General features: G+C 59.0%; 14 protein-coding genes, 3 pseudogenes and 1 CRISPR repeat array. Of the genes and pseudogenes, 12 read left to right on the top strand and 5 right to left on the bottom strand.

What is annotated here, in order from left to right; genetic code table 11:
* The first annotated feature begins 9 nt into the window (after nt 1-9).
* The 3 genes from RT282_RS16705 (at nt 10) to RT282_RS16695 (ending at nt 1860) form a co-directional block, all read left to right on the top strand.
* Nucleotides 10-1146: a M20 family metallopeptidase gene (locus RT282_RS16705; protein WP_313316114.1), complete on the top strand. Its 1137-nt coding sequence runs from the start codon at nt 10-12 to the stop codon at nt 1144-1146.
* 206 nt (nt 1147-1352) lie between these two features.
* Complete coding sequence (locus tag RT282_RS16700; protein ID WP_313316112.1) at nt 1353-1628, top strand: plasmid stabilization protein; 276 nt, start codon at nt 1353-1355, stop codon at nt 1626-1628.
* The gene (locus tag RT282_RS16695) at nt 1618-1860 is read left to right on the top strand and encodes a hypothetical protein (protein ID WP_313316110.1); all 243 of its coding nucleotides are present in this window, start codon (nt 1618-1620) and stop codon (nt 1858-1860) included. The genes RT282_RS16700 and RT282_RS16695 overlap by 11 nt, the downstream gene beginning before the upstream one ends.
* A gap of 435 nt (nt 1861-2295) precedes the next feature.
* Here RT282_RS16695 and RT282_RS16690 read toward each other — a convergent pair.
* Nucleotides 2296-2706 (bottom strand): annotated as a pseudogene (locus RT282_RS16690) (hypothetical protein); the annotation flags it as partial.
* A 31-nt stretch (nt 2707-2737) separates the two neighbouring features.
* Between RT282_RS16690 and RT282_RS16685 the strand changes: the two are divergent.
* The 9 genes and pseudogenes from RT282_RS16685 to RT282_RS16645 all read left to right on the top strand — a co-directional run bounded on the left by RT282_RS16685 (nt 2738) and on the right by RT282_RS16645 (nt 15198).
* On the top strand, nt 2738-4819 hold the full coding sequence (locus RT282_RS16685; RefSeq protein ID WP_313316107.1) for an AAA family ATPase: 2082 nt from the start codon (nt 2738-2740) through the stop codon (nt 4817-4819).
* A 42-nt stretch (nt 4820-4861) separates the two neighbouring features.
* The gene (locus RT282_RS16680; RefSeq protein ID WP_313316105.1) at nt 4862-5854 is read left to right on the top strand and encodes a WYL domain-containing protein; all 993 of its coding nucleotides are present in this window, start codon (nt 4862-4864) and stop codon (nt 5852-5854) included.
* Between the two features lie 4 nt (nt 5855-5858).
* Entirely contained in the window at nt 5859-7598 is a 1740-nt protein-coding gene (locus RT282_RS16675; RefSeq protein WP_313316103.1) for a DUF262 domain-containing protein, read from the top strand.
* Nucleotides 7595-9991 carry a DUF262 domain-containing protein gene (locus RT282_RS16670; RefSeq protein WP_313316101.1) on the top strand — a complete coding sequence of 799 codons (2397 nt, stop codon included), beginning with the start codon at nt 7595-7597 and terminating at the stop codon, nt 9989-9991. The genes RT282_RS16675 and RT282_RS16670 overlap by 4 nt, the downstream gene beginning before the upstream one ends.
* 296 nt (nt 9992-10287) lie before the next feature.
* Entirely contained in the window at nt 10288-10500 is a 213-nt protein-coding gene (locus RT282_RS16665) for a helix-turn-helix domain-containing protein (RefSeq protein ID WP_313316100.1), read from the top strand.
* Nucleotides 10497-10670: pseudogene (locus RT282_RS16660) on the top strand (UvrD-helicase domain-containing protein); the annotation flags it as partial. The gene RT282_RS16665 and the pseudogene RT282_RS16660, both read left to right, overlap by 4 nt.
* A gap of 12 nt (nt 10671-10682) precedes the next feature.
* Nucleotides 10683-10931, top strand: a pseudogene (locus RT282_RS16655) (IS5/IS1182 family transposase); the annotation flags it as partial.
* Between the two features lie 112 nt (nt 10932-11043).
* On the top strand, nt 11044-13317 hold the full coding sequence (locus tag RT282_RS16650; protein ID WP_313316098.1) for a hypothetical protein: 2274 nt from the start codon (nt 11044-11046) through the stop codon (nt 13315-13317).
* Nucleotides 13318-13335: 18 nt separating this feature from the next.
* A complete protein-coding gene (locus RT282_RS16645; RefSeq protein ID WP_313316096.1) occupies nt 13336-15198 on the top strand; it encodes a LeoA/HP0731 family dynamin-like GTPase in 1863 nt (620 codons plus the stop codon).
* Between the two features lie 616 nt (nt 15199-15814).
* Nucleotides 15815-17695: a CRISPR direct-repeat array (repeat unit 29 nt; unit sequence GGGCCTATCCCCGCTCGCGCGGGGCAACC).
* A gap of 79 nt (nt 17696-17774) precedes the next feature.
* Here RT282_RS16645 and cas2e read toward each other — a convergent pair.
* Genes cas2e through cas5e form a run of 4 tightly spaced genes read right to left on the bottom strand, consistent with a single transcriptional unit; the run spans nt 17775 to nt 20440 of the window.
* Nucleotides 17775-18065 (bottom strand): type I-E CRISPR-associated endoribonuclease Cas2e, encoded by a 291-nt coding sequence (gene cas2e, locus RT282_RS16640; RefSeq protein ID WP_313316094.1) that lies wholly within the window; start codon nt 18063-18065, stop codon nt 17775-17777.
* Nucleotides 18037-18930: a type I-E CRISPR-associated endonuclease Cas1e gene (gene cas1e / locus RT282_RS16635; RefSeq protein ID WP_313316092.1), complete on the bottom strand. Its 894-nt coding sequence runs from the start codon at nt 18928-18930 to the stop codon at nt 18037-18039. The genes cas2e and cas1e overlap by 29 nt, the downstream gene beginning before the upstream one ends.
* An 11-nt stretch (nt 18931-18941) precedes the next feature.
* Nucleotides 18942-19718, bottom strand: a complete 777-nt coding sequence (gene cas6e / locus RT282_RS16630; RefSeq protein WP_313316090.1) for a type I-E CRISPR-associated protein Cas6/Cse3/CasE — start codon at nt 19716-19718, stop codon at nt 18942-18944.
* The gene (gene cas5e, locus RT282_RS16625; RefSeq protein ID WP_313316088.1) at nt 19715-20440 is read right to left on the bottom strand and encodes a type I-E CRISPR-associated protein Cas5/CasD; all 726 of its coding nucleotides are present in this window, start codon (nt 20438-20440) and stop codon (nt 19715-19717) included. Before cas5e ends, cas6e begins: the two co-directional genes overlap by 4 nt.

Below are 20440 nucleotides of genomic sequence, written 5' to 3'. Positions count from 1 at the left end.
GAGAGGGCAATGAACGTAACGACCGAACAACTGGTGGCCGGTATCTCGGAGTGGATGGCCTGCGAGTCGCCTTCTCATGACGCGGCCGCACTGTGGCGCATGGCCGAGCTGATCCGTACGTGCGCCGCGGAGAGCGGCTTGCGGGTGAATGTGACGCCAGTGAGAGCCACGCCCCAGGCACCCGAGCTTCCGCTGCTCAGTGCGACCAATCGCGCACCGGGCGACACGCGGCCAGGCCTGCTCATCCTGGGACACATGGACACAGTGCACCCCATCGGCACTCTGTCCGCCAACCCGGTGCGCATCGAGGGAGACAAGCTCTACGGGCCCGGCGGCTACGACATGAAAGCGGGCGTCTATATGGCGCTGGCAGCGCTTAGCGCGCTCGCCCAGCCGGGCAGCACGCCACTGCCGGTGGACATGCTGGTCGTGCCCGACGAGGAGGTGGGCAGCCATGCGTCTCGTGCGTCGATCGAGGCATACGCGAGAAATGCGCGTTACTGCTTAGTGGCAGAGCCGGCACGTGCCAACGGCGGGCGCTGCGTGACCGCACGCAAGGGCACTGGCAATGTGCATTTGCAAGTCCAGGGTGTCGCCTCTCACGCCGGCTTGGCGCATGAGAAGGGGCGCAGCGCGGTGCGTGAGATGGCACACCAAGTGCTAGCGCTCGAAGCTATGACCGACTACTCGCGCGGCATCACTGTGAGCGTGGGCACCATTGAGGGCGGCACCACCAGCAATACCGTGCCGGCTTTCTGCAAATGCCACGTCGACTTTCGGTTCTCAGACATGGTGTCGGCCGATGAGATCGTTCAGAAAATGAACGCCCTGCGCCCCGTGGGCGAAGACGTGCAATTGTCTGTCGATGTGGAGGTCAACCGTCCTCCAATGGTCCGTGATGAGAAAGTGGTCGCGCTTCTCAACCGCGTTCAGGCTTCTGCTCATGCTGCCGGTTTCGATCTCGAAGAGGCGCCTCCCACGGGCGGAGCAAGCGACGCTAATTTCACCTCCGCCCTGGGCGTGCCCTCTCTTGATGCGCTGGGCGCTGATGGTGACGGGGCCCATACCTGGCATGAACACATAATAATTTCAACTCTGGCGAAGCGGACTCGGTTTTGGCACCATTTGCTGGCTAATTTGGATTAACGAAGGGTCTTAGGAAGCAAACGTGGTCAGAGCGGATTGTTTCTCAGCAATGCAAGCGGTGCCTTGTAGGGGATCTGATTGCGATGGTTGAAGTTCCGGCAGTAGATCCACCAGTTGACACAAGAGCTCAACGAAGTTCGTCAGATTACTTTGGGCCTGCAATCCCAAGAGTTGATTGAGCAACAGCAGACGTTTGAAGTACTTCAGTGACGTCAAGCATAGCCCCAGCCGCCCGCTACGAGAACGCCAACTACCTGCGTGAGCTGGCTGAGAACCTGCTGCGCCTCTTGCCTGGCAAGGGCGCGGCGAAAGCCGAACTGTTGCAGCGCCTGGCCAGTGAGGAGCTAACCCAGGCCGAGTACGACGAGCGGATACTCGCTAAGGTGGCCGCGGCGCGTGCCGACAAGCGCTCTGGCATGAGCACCGATCAGCTTCGCCAAGCTCTCAAGGCTCGCGCCCAAGAACTGCGCAATGTCCTATAGGATGCACTGGAGCGCGTCGGCCATCGAGGATGTACAGGCGCTGTTCGAGTATCTATCCGAGCACCCCACGCTATGGGACGCCGAGCACGTCACTGGCCGGTCGCTGATCTGCACGGACCTGGTCTTTCTCGTCATCGCAGTGATCGCTATGCGATGGAGCAATAGAGACGTCACAGTGAAAACGGGAACAGTCAGCGTGGAAATGAAGACCTTACAGCAGGCAAAGGAGTAAGCTGACCAAATGCAAGAATTCTTCAATGATCCCCTAGGGGTGGGTATGCTCATCTTCGCGTTGTTCTTGAACCTCGGCGCGAGCTGGCTGCGCTGGGAAAAAAAGCGCGCATCGAAGATGCAGGGATGATGTACGATAGCACCGTCCTTTTGTCCGTGTGCGTAAGGTCCGGACCAGCGCCAGGTAGCTTGCCTGATAAAACAAAAAGCGATTAATTACGCATCGCGCCAAAATATTAGTAGCGGCGAAGTCGCTATTATCAGAATCTGATTCAGGTGCGTCTTGCAAAAACCCGTTGGCTTTCTAGGAGTCCAGCCAGGACTAAAACTGGCATGCGTGCAGCTATATTTGCGCGCGTCTTAAACTAGCTGCAACTGCACTTGCACTGCACGCATCTCAGCTGAGCAGCCTCGCACAGTTTTTCCATAGTTGGTAGTCCACTGCGATGTGGCGCTTGAGGCCCGAGACCTTCCTGTCCGCGTCCTCGGCCGTGAAGGCTGCAGTGTCCCTGTTCTCCTCGCCGTAGCGCGCTCATGATCAAGAACGCGCTTGAGTCGCTGCGCCTCAGTCTCTCGCGGGCTACACCAACCAGATTTTTAGAGTTTGCTCCAGCAGGCTGCCCTTTTCGTGTGCTTCGCTCCTGATCGCAAAGTACGCATGCGCTATGTGCCACTTGGGGAATTCGCTGGGCACGCCCGCCACTGGCGACCGTGGCGTAGCAAATATGGTACGGGGCAAAACACTTCGTACAAATCAACCCAATGAGCGGATCAGTTCAAATTGTTTGCGGCTGATGTCGCTGTGCCCGGAGTCTGCAGCGACACTATCTGTCGCATCCCTGCGGATGATGCTCCCGTCAACCCAGGAGAGAACATCTATGGCCTACTGCCACGCCCGGCCTCCCATCAGGCAGCTGCCACACATCAGGCTGTGGATGCTGCGTTTGGTCACCTCGCCAGCCGTCCTCCATCAATTTGTGCGCAAGGACGACTTTGCTCGCGACGACATCGCCCACGTGCTCGGCCTGGATCACTGGATCTATCCCGAGCACCGCTCGTTCGATCCCAGGGCTGTTCGAAAAGAGCTGTTCCAACTGTTGGAAGAACAGCACCGCGCTTGGGCAGACCGGACCCTGCCTGCTCTGCTGGAGGAGAACGTACAGCAGCTAGCCACTCTCTTGGGGTTAAACGAGGTGGATAAATGCATTTTGGCGTTCGCCATATGCCTGCACAACGACGCATTGCTCGACGATACGGCTGACATGCTGGGTCCTCTGAGCACGCCCCAGGCGACTCAAACTGTGGCCCTGGTGCTCCAACTGCCCGAGGCGCAGGTTCGCCAGTCTCTGGGTAGCCAGGGCACGCTCGCGCGCTCGGGTCTCTTGGTTGTAGACCGCACCGGAGCATCGCGTCTGAAGTCCAAGCTTGAAGTGTTGTCGCACACTTTCGCTGACCAGATGGAGTCTGGCCGAGCCGACCCCATCGCACTGCTGCGCGGCAAGATTCAGTTTGCCGCGACGGGCCATCTGTCCTTGGCCGACTATGGCCACGTTCAGTCCACGCTGAACATCATGTGTTCTTGGCTGCGCTATTCACAGGCCATGCAGCGGCGTGGTGTCAACGTGTACCTATATGGTGCGCCCGGCACGGGCAAAACCGAACTGGCTCGCGCTTTGGCTCGGGAGCTGGGCTGCGAGCTGTTTGAGGTGGCAACGGAGGACGAGGACGGCGATCCCATCAGCGGCACACAACGCTTGCGCGCCTTGCGTGCTGCGCAGAGCTTTTTGGCACGGCGCAAGGCGCTGCTGTTGTTCGATGAGGTGGAAGACGTGTTTAGCGACGGCCCGCAAGAGAGGGGCGCTGCTCAGTCTCGCAAGGGCTGGCTCAACCGTACGCTTGAGGACAACCTCGTGCCGACGCTGTGGCTGTCCAACACCGTGCATGGCATGGACGCCGCTTTCATCCGACGCTTCGATATGGTGTTTGAGCTGCCTGTGCCGCCGCGCAGCCAGCGCGCTCGTATTGTGCAAGCACACTGCGGTGACCTGCTAGACGCACCACGCTTGGCGCGCGTGGTCGGCGCTGAGGACTTGACACCCGCCGTAGTCGCCCGTGCTGCCAGCATTGCCCACGCCCTTGGCCCTGTGATCGGCCGCGCGGACAGTGCCGATGCCTTTGAGCACTTGGTCAGCCATACCCTGCAGGCCCAAGGCCACCGCCCACTGCCGCGCCAGCAGTATGTCCATAACTCCGATACGTATGACTTGGCGTTTCTAAATGCGGACGCCGACATGGCCGAGTTGACGCACGGTTTGCGCGCTGCCTCTGGTGCCGGTGGCGTTCGTCTGTGCCTGTATGGCGCACCTGGTACTGGCAAGACAGCTTTTGGGCGTTGGATGGCCGAGCAGCTGGACCTTCCGCTCATGGTGCGGCGCGCCTCGGACCTGCTTTCCATGTATGTGGGCGAGGCTGAGAAAAACATTGCTCGTGCTTTCCGCGAGGCGCAGGACGATGGAGCGCTGCTACTCATTGACGAGGTGGATAGCTTCTTGCAGGACCGCCGCGGCGCGCACCGCAGCTGGGAGGTGACACAGGTGAACGAAATGCTCACGCAAATGGAGGACTTCCCTGGCGTGTTCATCGCCAGCACTAATTTGATGAGCGGGTTGGATCCTGCCGCGCTGCGCCGCTTCGATCTGAAGGTAAAGCTGGACTACCTGAAGCCTGAGCAGAGCTGGGCGCTGCTGCTGCAGCACTGCAGGCGATTGCAACTACCCACGCCCGCCGCAGGGCTGCGCGCACGCTTGTCGCGGCTGCGCCAACTCACGCCGGGCGATTTTGCTGTCGTACTGCGTAGCCAGCGCTTTCGCACCTTGGCCGATGCCGAGGCATTGGTTGCCTCGCTGGAAAGGGAATGCACTCTTAAGGAAGACGCGAACAACGTCATTGGCTTCTTGTGAAAACGCAGGAGCGCAACGCCGGCTCTGTGGGAGACTTCCAGCATGGCTCAACGCCCCGATACTCTAGAGACTGTCCTGCTTGCGGTTGAGCTGCTGCGTCGAATCCCCCGTGGACGCAAGATCACCGCTGCAGAGCTACACCGCCAACTCGCGGACGCGGGGTTGGGGCGGGACTTGCGCACCATTCAGCGACAACTGGAAACTCTCTCGCGCCATTTCGATATTGAGCGCGACGAGCGCAGCAAGCCCTATGGTTACCGCTGGTTGGAACGCGCCCAGAGCCTGGCCGTGCCCCATCTCACGCCGCACGAGTCCCTGCTGCTGCAGCTGGCTGAAGAACATCTGAAGCACCTGCTGCCGGCGCGGCTTATGCAATCCATGGATGGATTCTTCGCCCAGGCGCGTCGCAACCTCTGCGACGACAGCCAGGGCCCCAACGTGCAGTTGGCGCGCCAATGGCCAGACAAGGTGCGCGTGGTTGCCACCAGTCAGCCGCTGCTGCCGCCGACCATTGCCGCCGGTGTGCTGGAGCAGGTCAGTGAGGCGCTGTATGCCAACCGCTGGCTGGAGCTGGACTACCAAAATGCCTCGGGCAAACGAAAGCCCATCAAGGTCATGCCGCTGGGCTTGGCCCAGCAGGGACCGCGCTTGTACCTGGTTTGTCGTTACGAGGGCTTCGACAACGAACGCAGCCTGGCCGTGCATCGCATCCGTCAAGCACAGGCGTCCACGTTGACATTTGAGCGGCCTGCCGGATTTGACCTGCAGAAATACGACGACGACGGGCGCTTCGGCTTTGGCGAAGGCGAACGAGTATCGCTTACGTTCCAGATCGAACGTCTGGCGGGAGCCCACCTGCTGGAGACACCACTGTCCAGGGATCAACAGGTGCGGGACGCGAGTGATGGTTGGCTAGAGGTGACTGCCACAGTGGTGGACAGTGCGATGCTGGAGTGGTGGCTGCGGGGATTTGGACAAGCGGTCAATCAAGTGCGCAGAGTGCCTTTGATGACCTTGAACACTGAGAACAAATAACGAGATGGACTACAAACTGGAATACAAACCGGTGGGCTTTGGGAAAGACCCTCTCACCGGTCAGAACAACCAGGGGCTCTCGGGCACCTTTTTTGTGCCCGCCTATCAGCGCGGTTACCGCTGGACCCGTGATGAGGTACATAAGCTGCTAGATGACCTGTCGGATAGCAAGGCGCCTCGGTACAGCCTGCAGCCTATAGTGGTCCAAAAAATAGAGGACGACACTTGGGAGCTGATTGACGGGCAGCAGCGGCTCACGACGTTGTGGCTGATCTTTAATTACATGCAAAAGAGCGGCTACCGACGCTCTGGTGCGGCGTATCGCTTGAGGTACCAGACTCGTCCCGGCTGTCACGACTATTTGGAAGGAATGGAGCCGCAAAAAGACTTCGAAAACATCGACTACTACCATTTATGGATGGCTCATCAAGCGATAGCTGACTGGTTCGATACGGGCGTTGAAAACGAGCAGGCAAAAGAGCACAAGGTTGATGAGATTCATCGCTACCTGCACAACTCCGTCCATGTCATCTGGTACGAAGTTCCAGCCGGCGAAAAGCTTATCCCCCTCTTCACACGTCTCAACCAAGGCCGGATTCCCCTGACCGACGCAGAGTTGCTGAAGGCCGTTCTACTGACCTTCGTTTCAAAGAATCACCAGGGGCGAGAGGACGAGGTCGCCGCGCAATGGGACAGCATAGAACGCGATCTGCAACGCCCTGAAATCTGGGCCTTTGTGGCCGGCAATGTGCAGGATGACGAGCGCTATAGCACCCGCATCAGTTTGCTGTTTGATATTCTGTCCAACCAAAGGTTGCAGACTCAAGGCATCGCTACCGACAGCAAGCCCAAGCCCTACCAGACCTTCGAAACGCTGCGTGACTTAGCCGAGAAAGAAGGCCTGACGCTGTGGAAGGATGTGGAGGCGCTCCACGCCCAAATAATTGGTTGGCTGGAAGAGCCACGCTGGTACAACAAAATCGGATTTCTGGTGTTTTGTGGAATGTCAATCGGAGACATCCAACAGAACGCCTTGGGCAGCAGTAAGAATGCATTTGACCGCTGGCTGGATGAGCAAATCAAGCAATCACTGAAGATTAGAGCCGAAGACTTGTCCGAACTCAGCTATGAGGCCCACTCAGGCCCACTGCAGCGTGCGCTGCTGCTGTTCAACGTTCTTATCTACTGCCAGCGGCTCCCACCCGAGCGATTCCCGTTTGAAAAACATGCAGGGCAGGCATGGACGCTGGAGCATATTCATGCTCAGAACGCACAGGATCTGACTCGTGCAGAACAATGGAAGGCTTGGTTGCAGGAGCACCGCAAAGCGCTGCAGGCCATCGAGGACGCGCAATTCCCAACGCAACAGCCTCTGCTGACAGAGATCGACGCCGCTATTTCGACGGTGGAAGAGCGGGGCTTTGGCGAGCGCTTTCGCGACTTGGCGGCTCGTGTACAGAAAGCCCTGACTCTAGGCAATGAAGGCGCCGATCACAGCATCGCCAATCTGGCCCTGTTGTCACACAAGATCAATGCCGAGCTGAGCAATGCCGTGTTTGAAGTCAAGCGGCAAAAGGTCGTGGATAGGGACAAACATGGGCACTATATACCTGCGGCCACTCGCAACGTGTTCTTAAAGTATTACACGCGCGCTGGCCACCAACAGCCCCATTTCTGGGGTGAGGCGGACAAGGCAGATTATCTGCAAGCCATGCGAACAACATTGAATCCCTATCTGGAATGAACACCTTACACAGCGAACGCACTCACACTAGCCTGGCTCAGTTGTTCAGTCAACCCATCCGCGGGATACAAGTGGGGGCTATTGTCATCCCGAAGATCCAGCGCGACTATGCCCAAGGTCGCAGCCACCCAAAGGTGCAACAGATTCGCGAACGCTTCATCGACAGCCTATTCGAGGCCTTGGACAGCCCCAATGGCATCGATCTGGACTTCGTTTTCGGCGACCTGGTGGAAGAGACGAATGGCACGCACAAAGTATCCACCTTGTACCCGCTGGACGGCCAACAACGGCTGACTACTCTATTCCTATTGCACTGCTATCTGGCCTGGCACATTCCTGAAATGGCAGGCGTGAAACAGCCTTGGCACGCCTTTAGCTACGCCACCCGTCCCGGCGCGCGGAGGTTTTGCGAGTTTCTAACGGAATGCCGACCTACAGACCTGACGCAAGCCACAATATCCGGCTGGCTCAAAGACCAGGCTCGCTATTTGCCTACTTGGAAGCACGACCCGACCATCCAAGGCATGCTAGTCATGCTGGATGTGCTGCACACACGCTATAGCCATGTTTCGGATGAAAAACCTCGTGCGCACTGGAATCGGCTGACAGATCTGGCTGCGCCGGCAATCCGCTTTCATCTTCTCCCCATACAAGCCACTGGCGGGAGCAACACTCTCTACGTCAAGATGAATTCGCGGGGCAAGCCGTTAACAGAGTTTGAGAATTTCAAGGCAGAGCTGCAAGCTCTGCTACGCTCAAACCCGGCTTTCTCGGCTGACACGTTGCACGCCTTTTCGCAAAACATCGACACGGTATGGGCCGACCTGTTCTGGCATTACAGAGGCGACAACGACCTTATCGACGAAGAGTTCATGCGCTACTTGCGCTTTCTATTGGAGGTGTGGGCCTGGAAGCAGGGAGAGCCTGTCAACTACCAATCGGCCCAGGATGCGCATGAGCTGGTTCGCCTCGCCCAATTATTTTTCGGTGCCCACTCAGGAAAGCCGGAATATTCGGTCGAATCCCTAAACTGGGTAACCCGAGCGTTGGATGTCTGGCTGGAGCCTGACGAAGCTAGCGTGCGTAAGCCCCGCGCTATCCAGCAACTTTTCGAGCAGCTGTTCACCCGCTCCCGAGCTGCAGCCACGAAGGCGCTGCCTGTCTTCAACTTCCGTGACTTTGACGAGCAAACGATTGGTGTGGACATGTTCCGCGCCTGCTGCGATCTATACGGCACAGGATCATGGCGCTTGGCGCATACGCTGCTGTTTTATGGTGTGCTGTTAGGCATTTTGGGCAAGGTTCCTCAGGAAGACATGTCGCATCGACTGCGTCTGTTGCGCAATCTGATCGAGGCGTCGCCAGACGATATTCGTGCCGGCGAACGCAACAATATGCCCCAGCTGCTAGCGGAAGTCGAAGTGATCATGGCAGGCGGGCCGCTAGATGAGGTACTGCAGGGCATTAGAACCTTCAACCAAGTCCAAGTGCAAAACGAAAGGGACAAGCGTGAATTCCTGATGAGGGCGCTACCACAGCAGGACACTCTGCACCGTCTGGAGGACCACGAACTTTTGCGCGGCGGGTTGACGGTATTCAATCTGAATTCAATACAAAACGCAGCTGTCTTTGAGCATCGCGCTGCTCGGTTTTCGTACTTATTCACACAGTCGTACAGCGATATCACGGCAGCTCTGCTGGCCTACGGGCATGAAGGCCGCTGGACGAAAAGAGGGCAGGGCTATCGACTGGCCTATCTTGGCGCTCCCAAAAACTCTGAACCCTGGGACAACCTGTTTCGCGCCCGCAGGGGTGAAATGTTTCATCCCAGCAGTGCTGCCTTGCTGGCTCTGCTAGATGACGTGAACTCTCTGACTGACGTCATAAATAGCTTCGTCAGCGATCCTGCCACCCTCAAAGACTGGCGCTACTACATGGTGAAGTACGCGGTACTGCGTAGTGGGGCCTCCGGCAGCCACGTTATAGGCCCTGAGCCAGGCTATGCGTTGTGTATGCTCAGTGGGTACTACTGCGATAACCGCACTTATCACTACGACAGCTATCTCCTGGCCCTTGCAACATCAGCTGAAGTTCCATATGACCGGATTGGTAACGATAAATGGCCCCGGTGCTTTTCCGGTGACGGCACCGAGGAGCGCCATTTGGAACTGCGTAACAGCGGACTAAAAATCCGATGCGTTAATTCTGGCTGGCAAGTGAGCGATCTTCCAGACAATTCACTGCACCGCATGGCCTTCGACCAGATTGCTAGAAACTATCCTCTGAACGACAACCGTCTGTTCGTCATACCGCAAAAAAACGGTATCGATACTGAAGACCGGATCGCGCTAGGTGCGCCGTGGCTGAGAGAACTGGTGGCGGCCGGTTTGTGAGCAGGCAGCAAGGAAAAATAGAAGGTCGTAGCATTTATTGCATGAGTGAAGGTCTGCACAAAGCAGCCATGTTGCCCCTGCTACGATGTGAACGGGCCTGAGAATACGTCAGAACCGTTTGGCAGGAAGTTTAACAAAGTTCGGACTACAACTAACTTCCTGAGAAGCTACCAATGTTTCTCTCTCTGCGACACCTTTTAGCTCCCAAAGTCGGCAAAGCATTGCCCAATGCTACTACTCTATGACAAAATGTATCTTTTGGGTAAGCTAATTTCCGAAACGACTTGGATGGCTAAATGAGCGAACTGCCGGGAGAGACCTTTACGATTGATGGGGTGGCTGACTATTTGATGATGGGTAAGCGCACCGTCTATAGCTTAGTTGCCGCCAACAAGCTTTCATCGTTCAAGCTCGGCGGGGCTTGGCGCCGTCTCCGTGATGAGTTGAATCAATGGGTTGCCAGCCGCATCGGCAAAGCGAAGTTGAGTGATGGGGAGGTGGCGGAATGACCGACAGCATCGCTGCCCTCCAATCCAAGGCCAATCCGCAGCAGCTCGATGCCATTTTGGCTACCGATGGTCCGGTGCTCATCATCGCCGGGCCGGGGTCTGGCAAGACCTTTACGCTGGTCGAGCGCATCGTTTACCTCATCACTGAGAAAGGCGTCGCGCCCGAATCGCTGCTGGTCGTCATGAAGCAACAAAGCCTGGGCCTGGGGCACTCCAACAAGCGCACTCACCGGCAGAAGTTTCTCGGCGAGACGTAGCGCGTGGTGCCGTGTGCCAAACTGGAGGCGCTGGTATCGCCGTACATGCCGGAAGGCCGCCGGGGCCGACCGGCCTTTGCGAGGAAGCCCATGCTGCGTATCCATTTCACGCAACAGTGGTTCAACCTGTCGGCCCTGGCGATGGAAGATGCGCCGCACGACGTGCCGCTGTTCCATATCCCAACAACAATGAGTCCGGATTCGTTCAGCGCTACATCAATACGCCTCAACGTGCTTGTGCAGACCTCCCTTAGAACAACCAATCACTAACATTCAACGAGTACGCATGGCCAGCACCAACAAGACCAATCAGTTATATGACCAAGTGACAACGCTGGTGGACCAATCGCTTGCAGCGGTGCTGAGGAAACACTCGACGGCCAATGCCAACCAGGATCTAGAAAGTGCATTTGCGAACGCTAGGTCCTTGCTGGAAAAGATGCGCGACCAGACCAACGAGGACATACGCGAGTTACGCGAACTGTCCGAATGGGACACGTTCACCATCGCGTTCTACGGCGAGACTAATGCTGGTAAATCCACTCTGATTGAGACTCTCCGCATTTTGCTGGGCGACAGTGACAAGCTCGCCACACAGCAGCAATTTAGAGATTTGACCAAGGACTTGGGCCTCGATTCAGAGAGTATCGCCTCGCTCGAGTTAAGCATCCAGAACCTGCAGGCTCAACTGGCGGAAAGTCAGCAACATGTTGACCTGCTCACGCGGCAGTTGGCGAGCGAGGAACAGCAGCAAGCGGCCAGCATCGAGATGCTGAGGATCGCCATCGAGCATAAGCGCAAGCAGTTAAATTTTTGGCACAAGCTGATGCACGTGTTCAGGAAAATGGATGAGGAGAAGGCTCTGTCGGAGCGCGAGCTGGCTCTCGTGCAGCTCAAGGCCGGTAACCAAGCAAGACTTGAAGTCATCGCTGCCGAGCCTCGCAAGCTCCATGCCGAGTTGGCGGCCAAGACAGGCGAAAAGGCCAATGTGGAAAGCGCGTTCGCTCGATTGGTTCCACTGCAGGATGGAAGCATCATCGGCAACGGACGCTCAGACTTCACGCTTCAATCGCATTCATATCAGTTCGTGGTTGGGGGCCAGCAATTCCAATTGGTCGACGTGCCTGGTATCGAAGGCGACGAAAAACAGGTGATGAGCTCCATCGACTCATCCGTCAAGAAAGCCCACGCGGTCTTTTACGTAACGCGCAATGCCACTCCACCAGGCTCCGGCAGCGACGGACAAGAAGGGACCATCGACAAAATCAAGCGTCAGTTGGGCAAGCAGACCGAGGTTTGGGCGATTTTTAACAAGAGCGCTACCAACCCACAAGTGTTGCAAGGCCAACCCCTGACTAATCAGAACGATGCTATCGGTCTGGCAGACATGGACAAATCTCTGATCGGCTCGCTGGGCGCCGATACCTACAGGGGACATATTTGTGTCAGCGCGATGCCTGCCTTTCTGGCGGCTGCCACCTGTCTGGTTCCAAATAATCCTCACTTAAGAAGCCGCGAAAAGTTTCTGGCATCCATGGGGCGCGATGAAATTCTGCAGCGGAGCGGCATTCAGACATTTATCCATTTTCTGCGCTCGGATCTATGCCAGAATTTTAAGATCAAGATTAGGGATGCCAACCTGAAGAAGATTCGCAGTTGTCTGCAGGATGGCATCAGTCACTTAAATCAGGCAAGAGACAATTTCGCTAATGCTGCACAGAAGTTGGATGCGCAGCAGAAATCCGCCTCGGCTCAGATCGATGGACTGCTTTCTGGGACATCACAGAAACTCAAGAGCGAATGTCATGATGAACTGAGCGTTAAGAAATCTGCCATGCGCATGGCGATCTATGACTTCATCGAGAGCGACCAAAGTAACGACGACTTCAAAGAATACTTGACTGGTGAGATTGAGGCGCTCAAGACCAGTGTCGGCCGGGAACTTGAAGCGCGGTTCGCCAGGGTATTCAAGTCCTTCACTGATGAAGCTGAAGCCATCATCAATAAGAATCAAAAGAACGTCAGCGAGATTTTGCACTACACAATCGATGACCAATTCTCCTCACTTAACCTAAGCTTTAACACAGACTTCAAAATGGACAACGGCATCAATGTCGTGAGCCTGATCTCGACGCTGGGCGGTGCCGCTGCGTTGGTTTGGGCATCGTTTTTGACGTCTAATCCTGTGGGCTGGACCGCTGCGGCAGTAATCGGAGCGGTTGGGCTCGTGTTCAGCTTCTATAAGGCCGTGCGAGGCTTTTTCAGTAGCAGCTACAAGAAGGAGCAGCAGCGCAAGTCCGCTGACGAAAACATCGAGAAGATCTTTGAAAAAATGACCGAGATGCTTGACGGAAATCTTGACTCGGCTAGCGCAAAAATCAACGAGGCGCTTCTCTTAACCAAAAACCAAATGCGTATTCCCTACGAGCAGAGCCTCAATACCAAGATTGCGTTGGAAGAAATTGCCTTGAAGATGACTACGCTTCGGGACAAGCTTGTAGCCACGCCGGCCGCGGCAGCCACCGCCTCTGCGCCATCCCAAAGCGCCGCCACTGTCTGAAAACCAAAGCAACGTATCATGACCACCGCAATTCAATCGTTCAAGCAACAGAAACAACTAGCTCTTGCGATTCTGACCAATCTCAGCGCTTTCGTGCAAGAGGGAGGCAGCTTGGGTATTCAAGTCCACCGGGATCTGGTGGCAAAGTTGCAGAATGCAGTGAAAAGCGCAACGGAGCAAAAACTCAAGGTGGCTTTGATTGGCGGCTTTTCCGAAGGTAAGACTTCGATCGCCGCTGCCTGGCTGGAGGAACTCGATCGCAAGAGCATGAACATCAGTCAAGCCGAATCCTCCAGTGAAGTCCAGATATATGATTACAAGGACCAGTTGCAGATTATCGACACTCCTGGACTTTTCGGCTTCAAGGAAAAGACCAACGCTACGAGCCAGGAAATCGAGAAGTACAAGGACATCACCAAGCACTACGTGAGCGAGGCTCACCTTGTGCTGTACGTGATGAATTCCGCCAACCCGATCAAAGAGAGTCATGCGGAAGATCTGAAATGGCTCTTCCGCACCCTCAATCTGCTACCTCGCACCGTATTTGTTCTCAGCCGCTTTGACGAAGTAGCTGACGTAGCGGAGGACAGCGATTTCCAAGAAAAATTCGTTATCAAAAAGCAATCCGTTTTGAAGCGGCTTGACGATGTGCTTGAGTTGTCGCCGCAGGAGCAGAGCGAAGCTTCAATCGTTGCCGTCTCGGCCAATCCATTCGATCTGGGTGTGGAGCACTGGTTGCGTAACCTGTCCGAGTTCCGAAGTCTCTCGCGCATTAGCACGTTGCAAAGTGCGACTCAACAGAAGATTGAGCGCAATGGTGGCCTTATTTCGCTGGCCAAGGAAACCCAGAAGTCCATCATTTCAGACGTCATCACCCAGCAGCTTCCTGCTGCTAAGGAAGCGTATGCTTTGCTAGCGGATGAAGCGCGGCGTATGACGGAAATCAAACAAGATCAAGCTCTGGAGTTGCACAAAGTTCGTAGCAACATCGGGCAAGCCCAAACTCGGCTCCGTGGTCGCTTGCTGCGCTATTTCGAAGATCTGCAACTGCAGATTCGGAATGTTGGGCTACCAACTTTCAATGATTTCATGCACCGAGAAATAGGCAATGAAGGATGCCTGGTGCAGCAACGCATCCAAGAAATCTTTAATGAGGAAATAGGGGCCATTAACGCCGATCTGTACCGTATACAGATGAATGTCAACAACGAGTTGAAGCATTACGACGATGTGTTGAATGCCATAAGCAAAAAAGGCGTCAAGTTCCTTTCTCAGCCGGGCGTTATCACTAAGGATAATGTTTTATTGGCTCGTGACGGGCTAAACGCCGCCACAAAGATGGTGGGACTGGACATCAGTAGATACCTCAAGTTTAAGCCTTGGGGCGCAACCAAGCTAGCAAACAGTCTCGGCAGTGCGGTGGCTATTCTGGGCGTTGCTCTGGAAGTTTGGGACAGCTACAAGGAGCAGGAGCGTCAGGCTCAGTTCGTCAAAATAATCGAAGGCATGATTACCAACTTCCAAATCCAATCCAAGGAAGTGACCCAGCTGATCGACGCGCCTGACTTTGCTGACCAGTTTTTCCCGACTTACGTGACTCTCAAGCAGCAACTCAGCTCCATTGACAATGAGATGGTCGCGTTGCATGAACGCCAGATGCGGTTTAAAAAGTGGTACGACGAGGGTGCCGCCATTGACGCCGAATTTCGCGAGATCAACAGTCCAGGTGGAAATCGTCAGGCAGCCTGGGAAGGCGTACCGGAGATCGTGATCGATACCACGCCGATCATCGAGACGATCACTTCGAAGGCTCCGCTCTCAAGACCTCCCGCCGAGACTGAACCCGTGAAGACGTCGCTCTGGTCCAGATTGTTCTCCTGATCCCACAGAATGCTCCGCCCAGCGTTGGGAAGGACACAACCTTTCTCGCACCTAGTTCTTTGCTCCTGCGCGTGAGCAGCCTTGCGACGCCGCGGAGGTGACTTAACTTTGCCTCGCCCCCGTCGCACCGGTGCGGGTCTGAAGCTAATTCACTTCTCGGAAAGACAAGTGCCTCCTCCAGCCACTTCCTCATGCGGTCTGGGTGACTGCTATCGCCCCGGGGCGGACATTCCTTGCCATACAAACCAGCCCAATGCGCTGTGCTCGACCACGGTGAACTGCCAAGTCGGCGCGAACCGTTGTCCTGCAGGTTGGCCGGTGCAGCGCGCGAGGGGGAGCATGTTTCGGCATCATGGCGTCGTCGGCTTCAGGATCTGCCAGTTGTAGCGGCTAATCTGATTGCTGCCTTGGCAAAGGTGGATGACGGATCAGCTCGGGGCCTATCCCCGCTCGCGCGGGGCAACCGGCCCAGCCGAACGATCAGGGCGTCACGCTGCGGGCCTATCCCCGCTCGCGCGGGGCAACCGAGCGCAAGGATGCCGGGCATTTCCGCAGCCAGGGCCTATCCCCGCTCGCGGGGCAACCCCGAGGTGGCTGGTGCGCAGATAGTCGGAGTAGGGCCTATCCCCGCTCGCGCGGGGCAACCTCAATACCTGCCCCGATTCGTGGATGAACAGCGGGCCTATCCCCGCTCGCGCGGGGCAACCCCAAAGGCCCCCAGGGCCGATTGCGTCAGGCCGGGCCTATCCCCGCTCGCGCGGGGCAACCCACCGACAGCTGCACGTCGCCCAGCTCGCCCAGGGCCTATCCCCGCTCGCCCAGGGCCTATCCCCGCTCGCGCGGGGCAACCGCATCGTCAAGCCCTCACGCGAAGGGCTTGAAGGGCCTATCCCCGCTCGCGCGGGGCAACCTAGAGCGTGTGCCCCAGCATCTCGAACATGCCGGGCCTATCCCCGCTCGCGCGGGGCAACCATGCCCAGGCGCCAGGCGCGGTACTCGCCGCCGGGCCTATCCCCGCTCGCGCGGGGCAACCTTTGTCGTCATCGTACGCAGGCTGTCCACCGGGGGCCTATCCCCGCTCGCGCGGGGCAACCAGCAGCAAATCCTCGTGGACTGCACGCAGCGTGGGCCTATCCCCGCTCGCGCGGGGCAACCGTAGAGCAGGTCAACTGGCGGGACAACCCCTGGGGCCTATCCCCGCTCGCGCGGGGCAACCGCTCTGGCGATTGACTGCAGCTTGGGCAACTACGGCCTATCCCCGCTCGCGCGGGGCAACCTGACGCCTGCTGCCCGGCATTCGGCCAGGTAGGGGCCTATCCCCGCTCGCGCGGGGCAACCAGGGCGAAGACGGCGCGGACCTCGAACAAGAGGGGCCTATCCCCGCTCGCGCGGGGCAACCCCCAGCAGCATGCTGATGGCGCTGGTCAGCGCGGGCCTATCCCCGCTCGCGCGGGGCAACCTGTACCCGGTGACCCACGCTATCGCAGGGGCCGGGCCTATCCCCGCTCGCGCGGGGCAACCCCCATCAGGTCGGCCAGCTCATCCGCCGTGGTGGGCCTATCCCCGCTCGCGCGGGGCAACCCCTTGCCGACAAGCGTCAAAAAGGCAGAGGCGGGGCCTATCCCCGCTCGCGCGGGGCAACCGCCGACCTGGGCGCAGCCATGACGCCCGCGGAGGGCCTATCCCCGCTCGCGCGGGGCAACCTCCGCGCGCAGCATGGCAATCTGCTCGGGGTGGGGCCTATCCCCGCTCGCGCGGGGCAACCCCCGCGAGCCCAACTGATGGGGATTTCTTCGCGGGCCTATCCCCGCTCGCGCGGGGCAACCTTCATGCGCTGCGCCTGCGCGGCGACCAGCTGGGGCCTATCCCCGCTCGCGCGGGGCAACCGGATCGTGACAGGACGGCCCTGGGCGTCAGTGGGGCCTATCCCCGCTCGCGCGGGGCAACCTGCGCGTCCGGGTGGTCCCGCAAGGTAAAGAAGGGCCTATCCCCGCTCGCGCGGGGCAACCTCCGCGCGCTCCAGTGGCTTGCGGCGGCCAGTGGGCCTATCCCCGCTCGCGCGGGGCAACCGCAGACGGCATGATGACCGTCGCGCGGCCATCGGGCCTATCCCCGCTCGCGCGGGGCAACCATTGCTCACTGGGCAACTATTACGCCACCACTGGGCCTATCCCCGCTCGCGCGGGGCAACCCCGCGCCCATGGGCTGGCCATCCTTTGCGGATGGGCCTATCCCCGCTCGCGCGGGGCAACCTTCTTGCTGGTCGGTGGTGCTGGCTCCCGCAAGGGCCTATCCCCGCTCGCGCGGGGCAACCTGGGGATGGCAGTGCCGGGAGGATCTGGAGCACGGCCTATCCCCGCTCGCGCGGGGCAACCGTCAGAAGCCCTCGGAAAGGCCTTCTGCCACGGGGCCTATCCCCGCTCGCGCGGGGCAACCGCGCCGCCGCACTGGTCTTCCAGACGCTGCAGGGGCCTATCCCCGCTCGCGCGGGGCAACCTCTCACACTTAACTCTTTGCCATGAAAGAGAAAAGCAAGAAAGTGATGTTGAATTTTAAAGAGCGTCCAACGCAATCATTCAGCGGCGCACGATCCACATACCATCTGCCTCCACCAATTCGCGTGGGGGCTCGCCCAGATGGGCCATACCTACGCCGCCTGTGGCGTTGACATCGCGCCAGACCATGACCGCACTGCCTTGTCGCTCTTGGCCGTACCAGTCCGACAGCACCTGCCAGACGCGCTCGCGCACTCCGGGATTCATGCGGGGCGATACAAAAATGTTGGGCGCCACCTCCAACATGACCGACGACAGGAAGCCGTGGAACCGGCCCGGCATATCACGAATCACGATCATCGCCAGCGCCATGGCTCTCCTCGTCTACACGCAGTACCTGCTTGATACGATCGATCATGGCTGCAATTACCTGCTGCTTGCGGAACACGGAAGCGGCTTCGCGGCGCACCAAACGGTCGATCGTTTCATCGCAGTCTTGCGCGCGCTTAGCCGCCGTGAAGGCGATTTGCAGCGTCACCGTGTCACGAAACAGGTCTGCAATGTCCAGCACGAATGATTGCCCTGAGTCTTCATGGATGAAGCCCAGCGGCGGCAGCGCGGCCATGGATTGCACGGCGATGGCGGCCGCTGCCTGCACCGCCGTGGCGGCGTGATTGATGGCCTGGTTGGCAATGTCAGCGGCGTTGGGGTTGGCGCGGTCATAGTGCCGTCTCTCCCATTTGATGCCGTGCTTTTGCGCCATCAGGCGGTAGATGGTCTTGACCCTCGCGCCCTCGATGCCGCGCAAGGTGTCCAGAGCGCGGTGGGGCAGGACTTCGCCCAGGCGCAAGGCGTACATATGGCGCGCCACGCTGATGCGCCGACGCGGGCTGCCCCACAGCTCGGCCTGGCGGCGGGCAACGTCGGAGCGGTCAGGCAGCAAGGGCGGCGCGGTATAGCTGCGCACGCCATCCTCGCCCACGGCCGCCAGCAGCGTGCCATGGCGCGCCAACAGCCGCAGCGCATCGTGTGTGACGCTGCTGCCTGGCCCCAGCAGGATCATGGAAACAGCCTGATGCGGAATCTGGTCGATACCTGGCGTCAGGCTGTCCTTGCCTCGCATGAAATGCAGACAACCCTCGACAACGCACAGCTCGCCACGCGAGAGCCACAGCAAGCCGTGGCGGTCTGCATGTGGAATACGGGCTTTTTCCAGTCCCAGCCGGCCCTTGAGCATGGCGCTGCCCTTCAGCCGGCAGGCTGCAGCAGCAGCATGCCGAAGCCAAAGGATCGGTGCCGCCCCACACCGCGCGCGAGCAGATGTGCAAAAGCAGCCGTATCTGCCACACGCAGCCTGCCCGTCAGAACAGCGTCTGGCCCCTCAACGGCCTTGCCCTCGCGCTCCTGGCCAGCCTGTGCCTGTGTACGGCGCAGCACGTTGCTGCGAGCAAAGCCTCTCAGCCGAACGTCCAGCAGCTCCACCGCCCCCTGCCAAGGCTGGCGCTCGGCACCCTGCCGTGCGCTCAGATGCTGGCGCAGCCACTCGGCATAGACGGCTTCGCGCTGTAGTGGCGCTCCTTGCGGACCACCCGCCTGGGCAACGGCATGCAAGAACGCATCCTGCTCGCCCTTGGCACCGCGCACCGTGGGGCGCACGCGAACGTCGAAGTTCAGCTCATGGCCTGGCGCCCACTGGTTGGGAAATGGCCGCAGGCGGTAGCCCTGGCGGCCATCGGCCAGACACAGCCCCAGGGCCTGAGCCGCCAGCGGATCGGCACTGGCGACATGGGCTTCGAATGCCTGAGACTCCAGCCCGGTGTAGGCTAACAGGCCACGGTGCTCGTCCAGGTATCGAAATGGCTGTGGTGCGTGTGTGCCCAGCGCCGCGCGCAGCAGGCCATGCAGCGCATCGCCCAGGTCTGTGCTTTGGCGCGTGTGACGTGCCTGGTGCCGCGCCATCCAGGCCGCCAGCAGCCGGGCATCGGGCTGCAGGTGCAGCAGATGCAGTTGCGGTGTTGTGCTCATGCGTTGTGCTCCACTGCGCGCAAGGGCGCCTCACGTACTGGACGCCAGCCCCCATGCACGCCGCTGATCCAGTTGCGTTCGTCGCAGACATCCAGCAGGCGGTCGCCTGCCTGGGAGCCCTCTCCGTCAGGCCATTGGGCACGCCAGTCCTGGTCTGGTTGCACGCCAGCTTGCAACGCCATGGCAGCCTGCAAGGCGCCGTGTATGTCCGCAGCTTCGACCCAGCCTGCCACCAGCCGGCCTGAAGGCAGGCAGGGTTTACGGCCAATGAACAGGGGGCGTGCCGGGCGATCCAGCGCTGCGGCAACTTCGTCCAGCGTGGGCGCCTGCTCCGCTGGCTCCAGGCGCAGCACCACCCAGGCGCGCAGGTCTGCGTGGTAGTCGCGGTAGCGCAGGTGTGGGCCGGCATAAGTGCCTGCGCCACCGGCCCGGGCTTCGGGTGTGCCCCAGGTCGTCCAGGCCCTGTCGTCCTTGCCGAGCTGTGCCGTCTGAAAATCCTGAATGCGCCGCGCGCCCGGCTGCAGCACGCAGCCCATGCGCAAACGCTCCTGCAGGCAGTTGTGGCAGGCGCCCTGGCCGCGATCCCAGCCCAGCGCGTTGGCGATCAGGCCCGTCACCATGGACAGCGCCGGAAAGTCCCGGATGACGCCCAGGTTGTCGATGGCCTCGCCGCCGAATGCGATCAGGGGCGAGGCCAGTTGAAGTACCAGATGACGCGCCAC

Source organism: Pulveribacter sp. (assembly GCF_032079985.1).
Classification (GTDB): Bacteria; Pseudomonadota; Gammaproteobacteria; order Burkholderiales; family Burkholderiaceae_C; genus Melaminivora.
The sequence above is the reverse complement of the archived record's forward strand: the minus strand, read 5'-3'. Positions and strand labels throughout refer to the sequence as shown.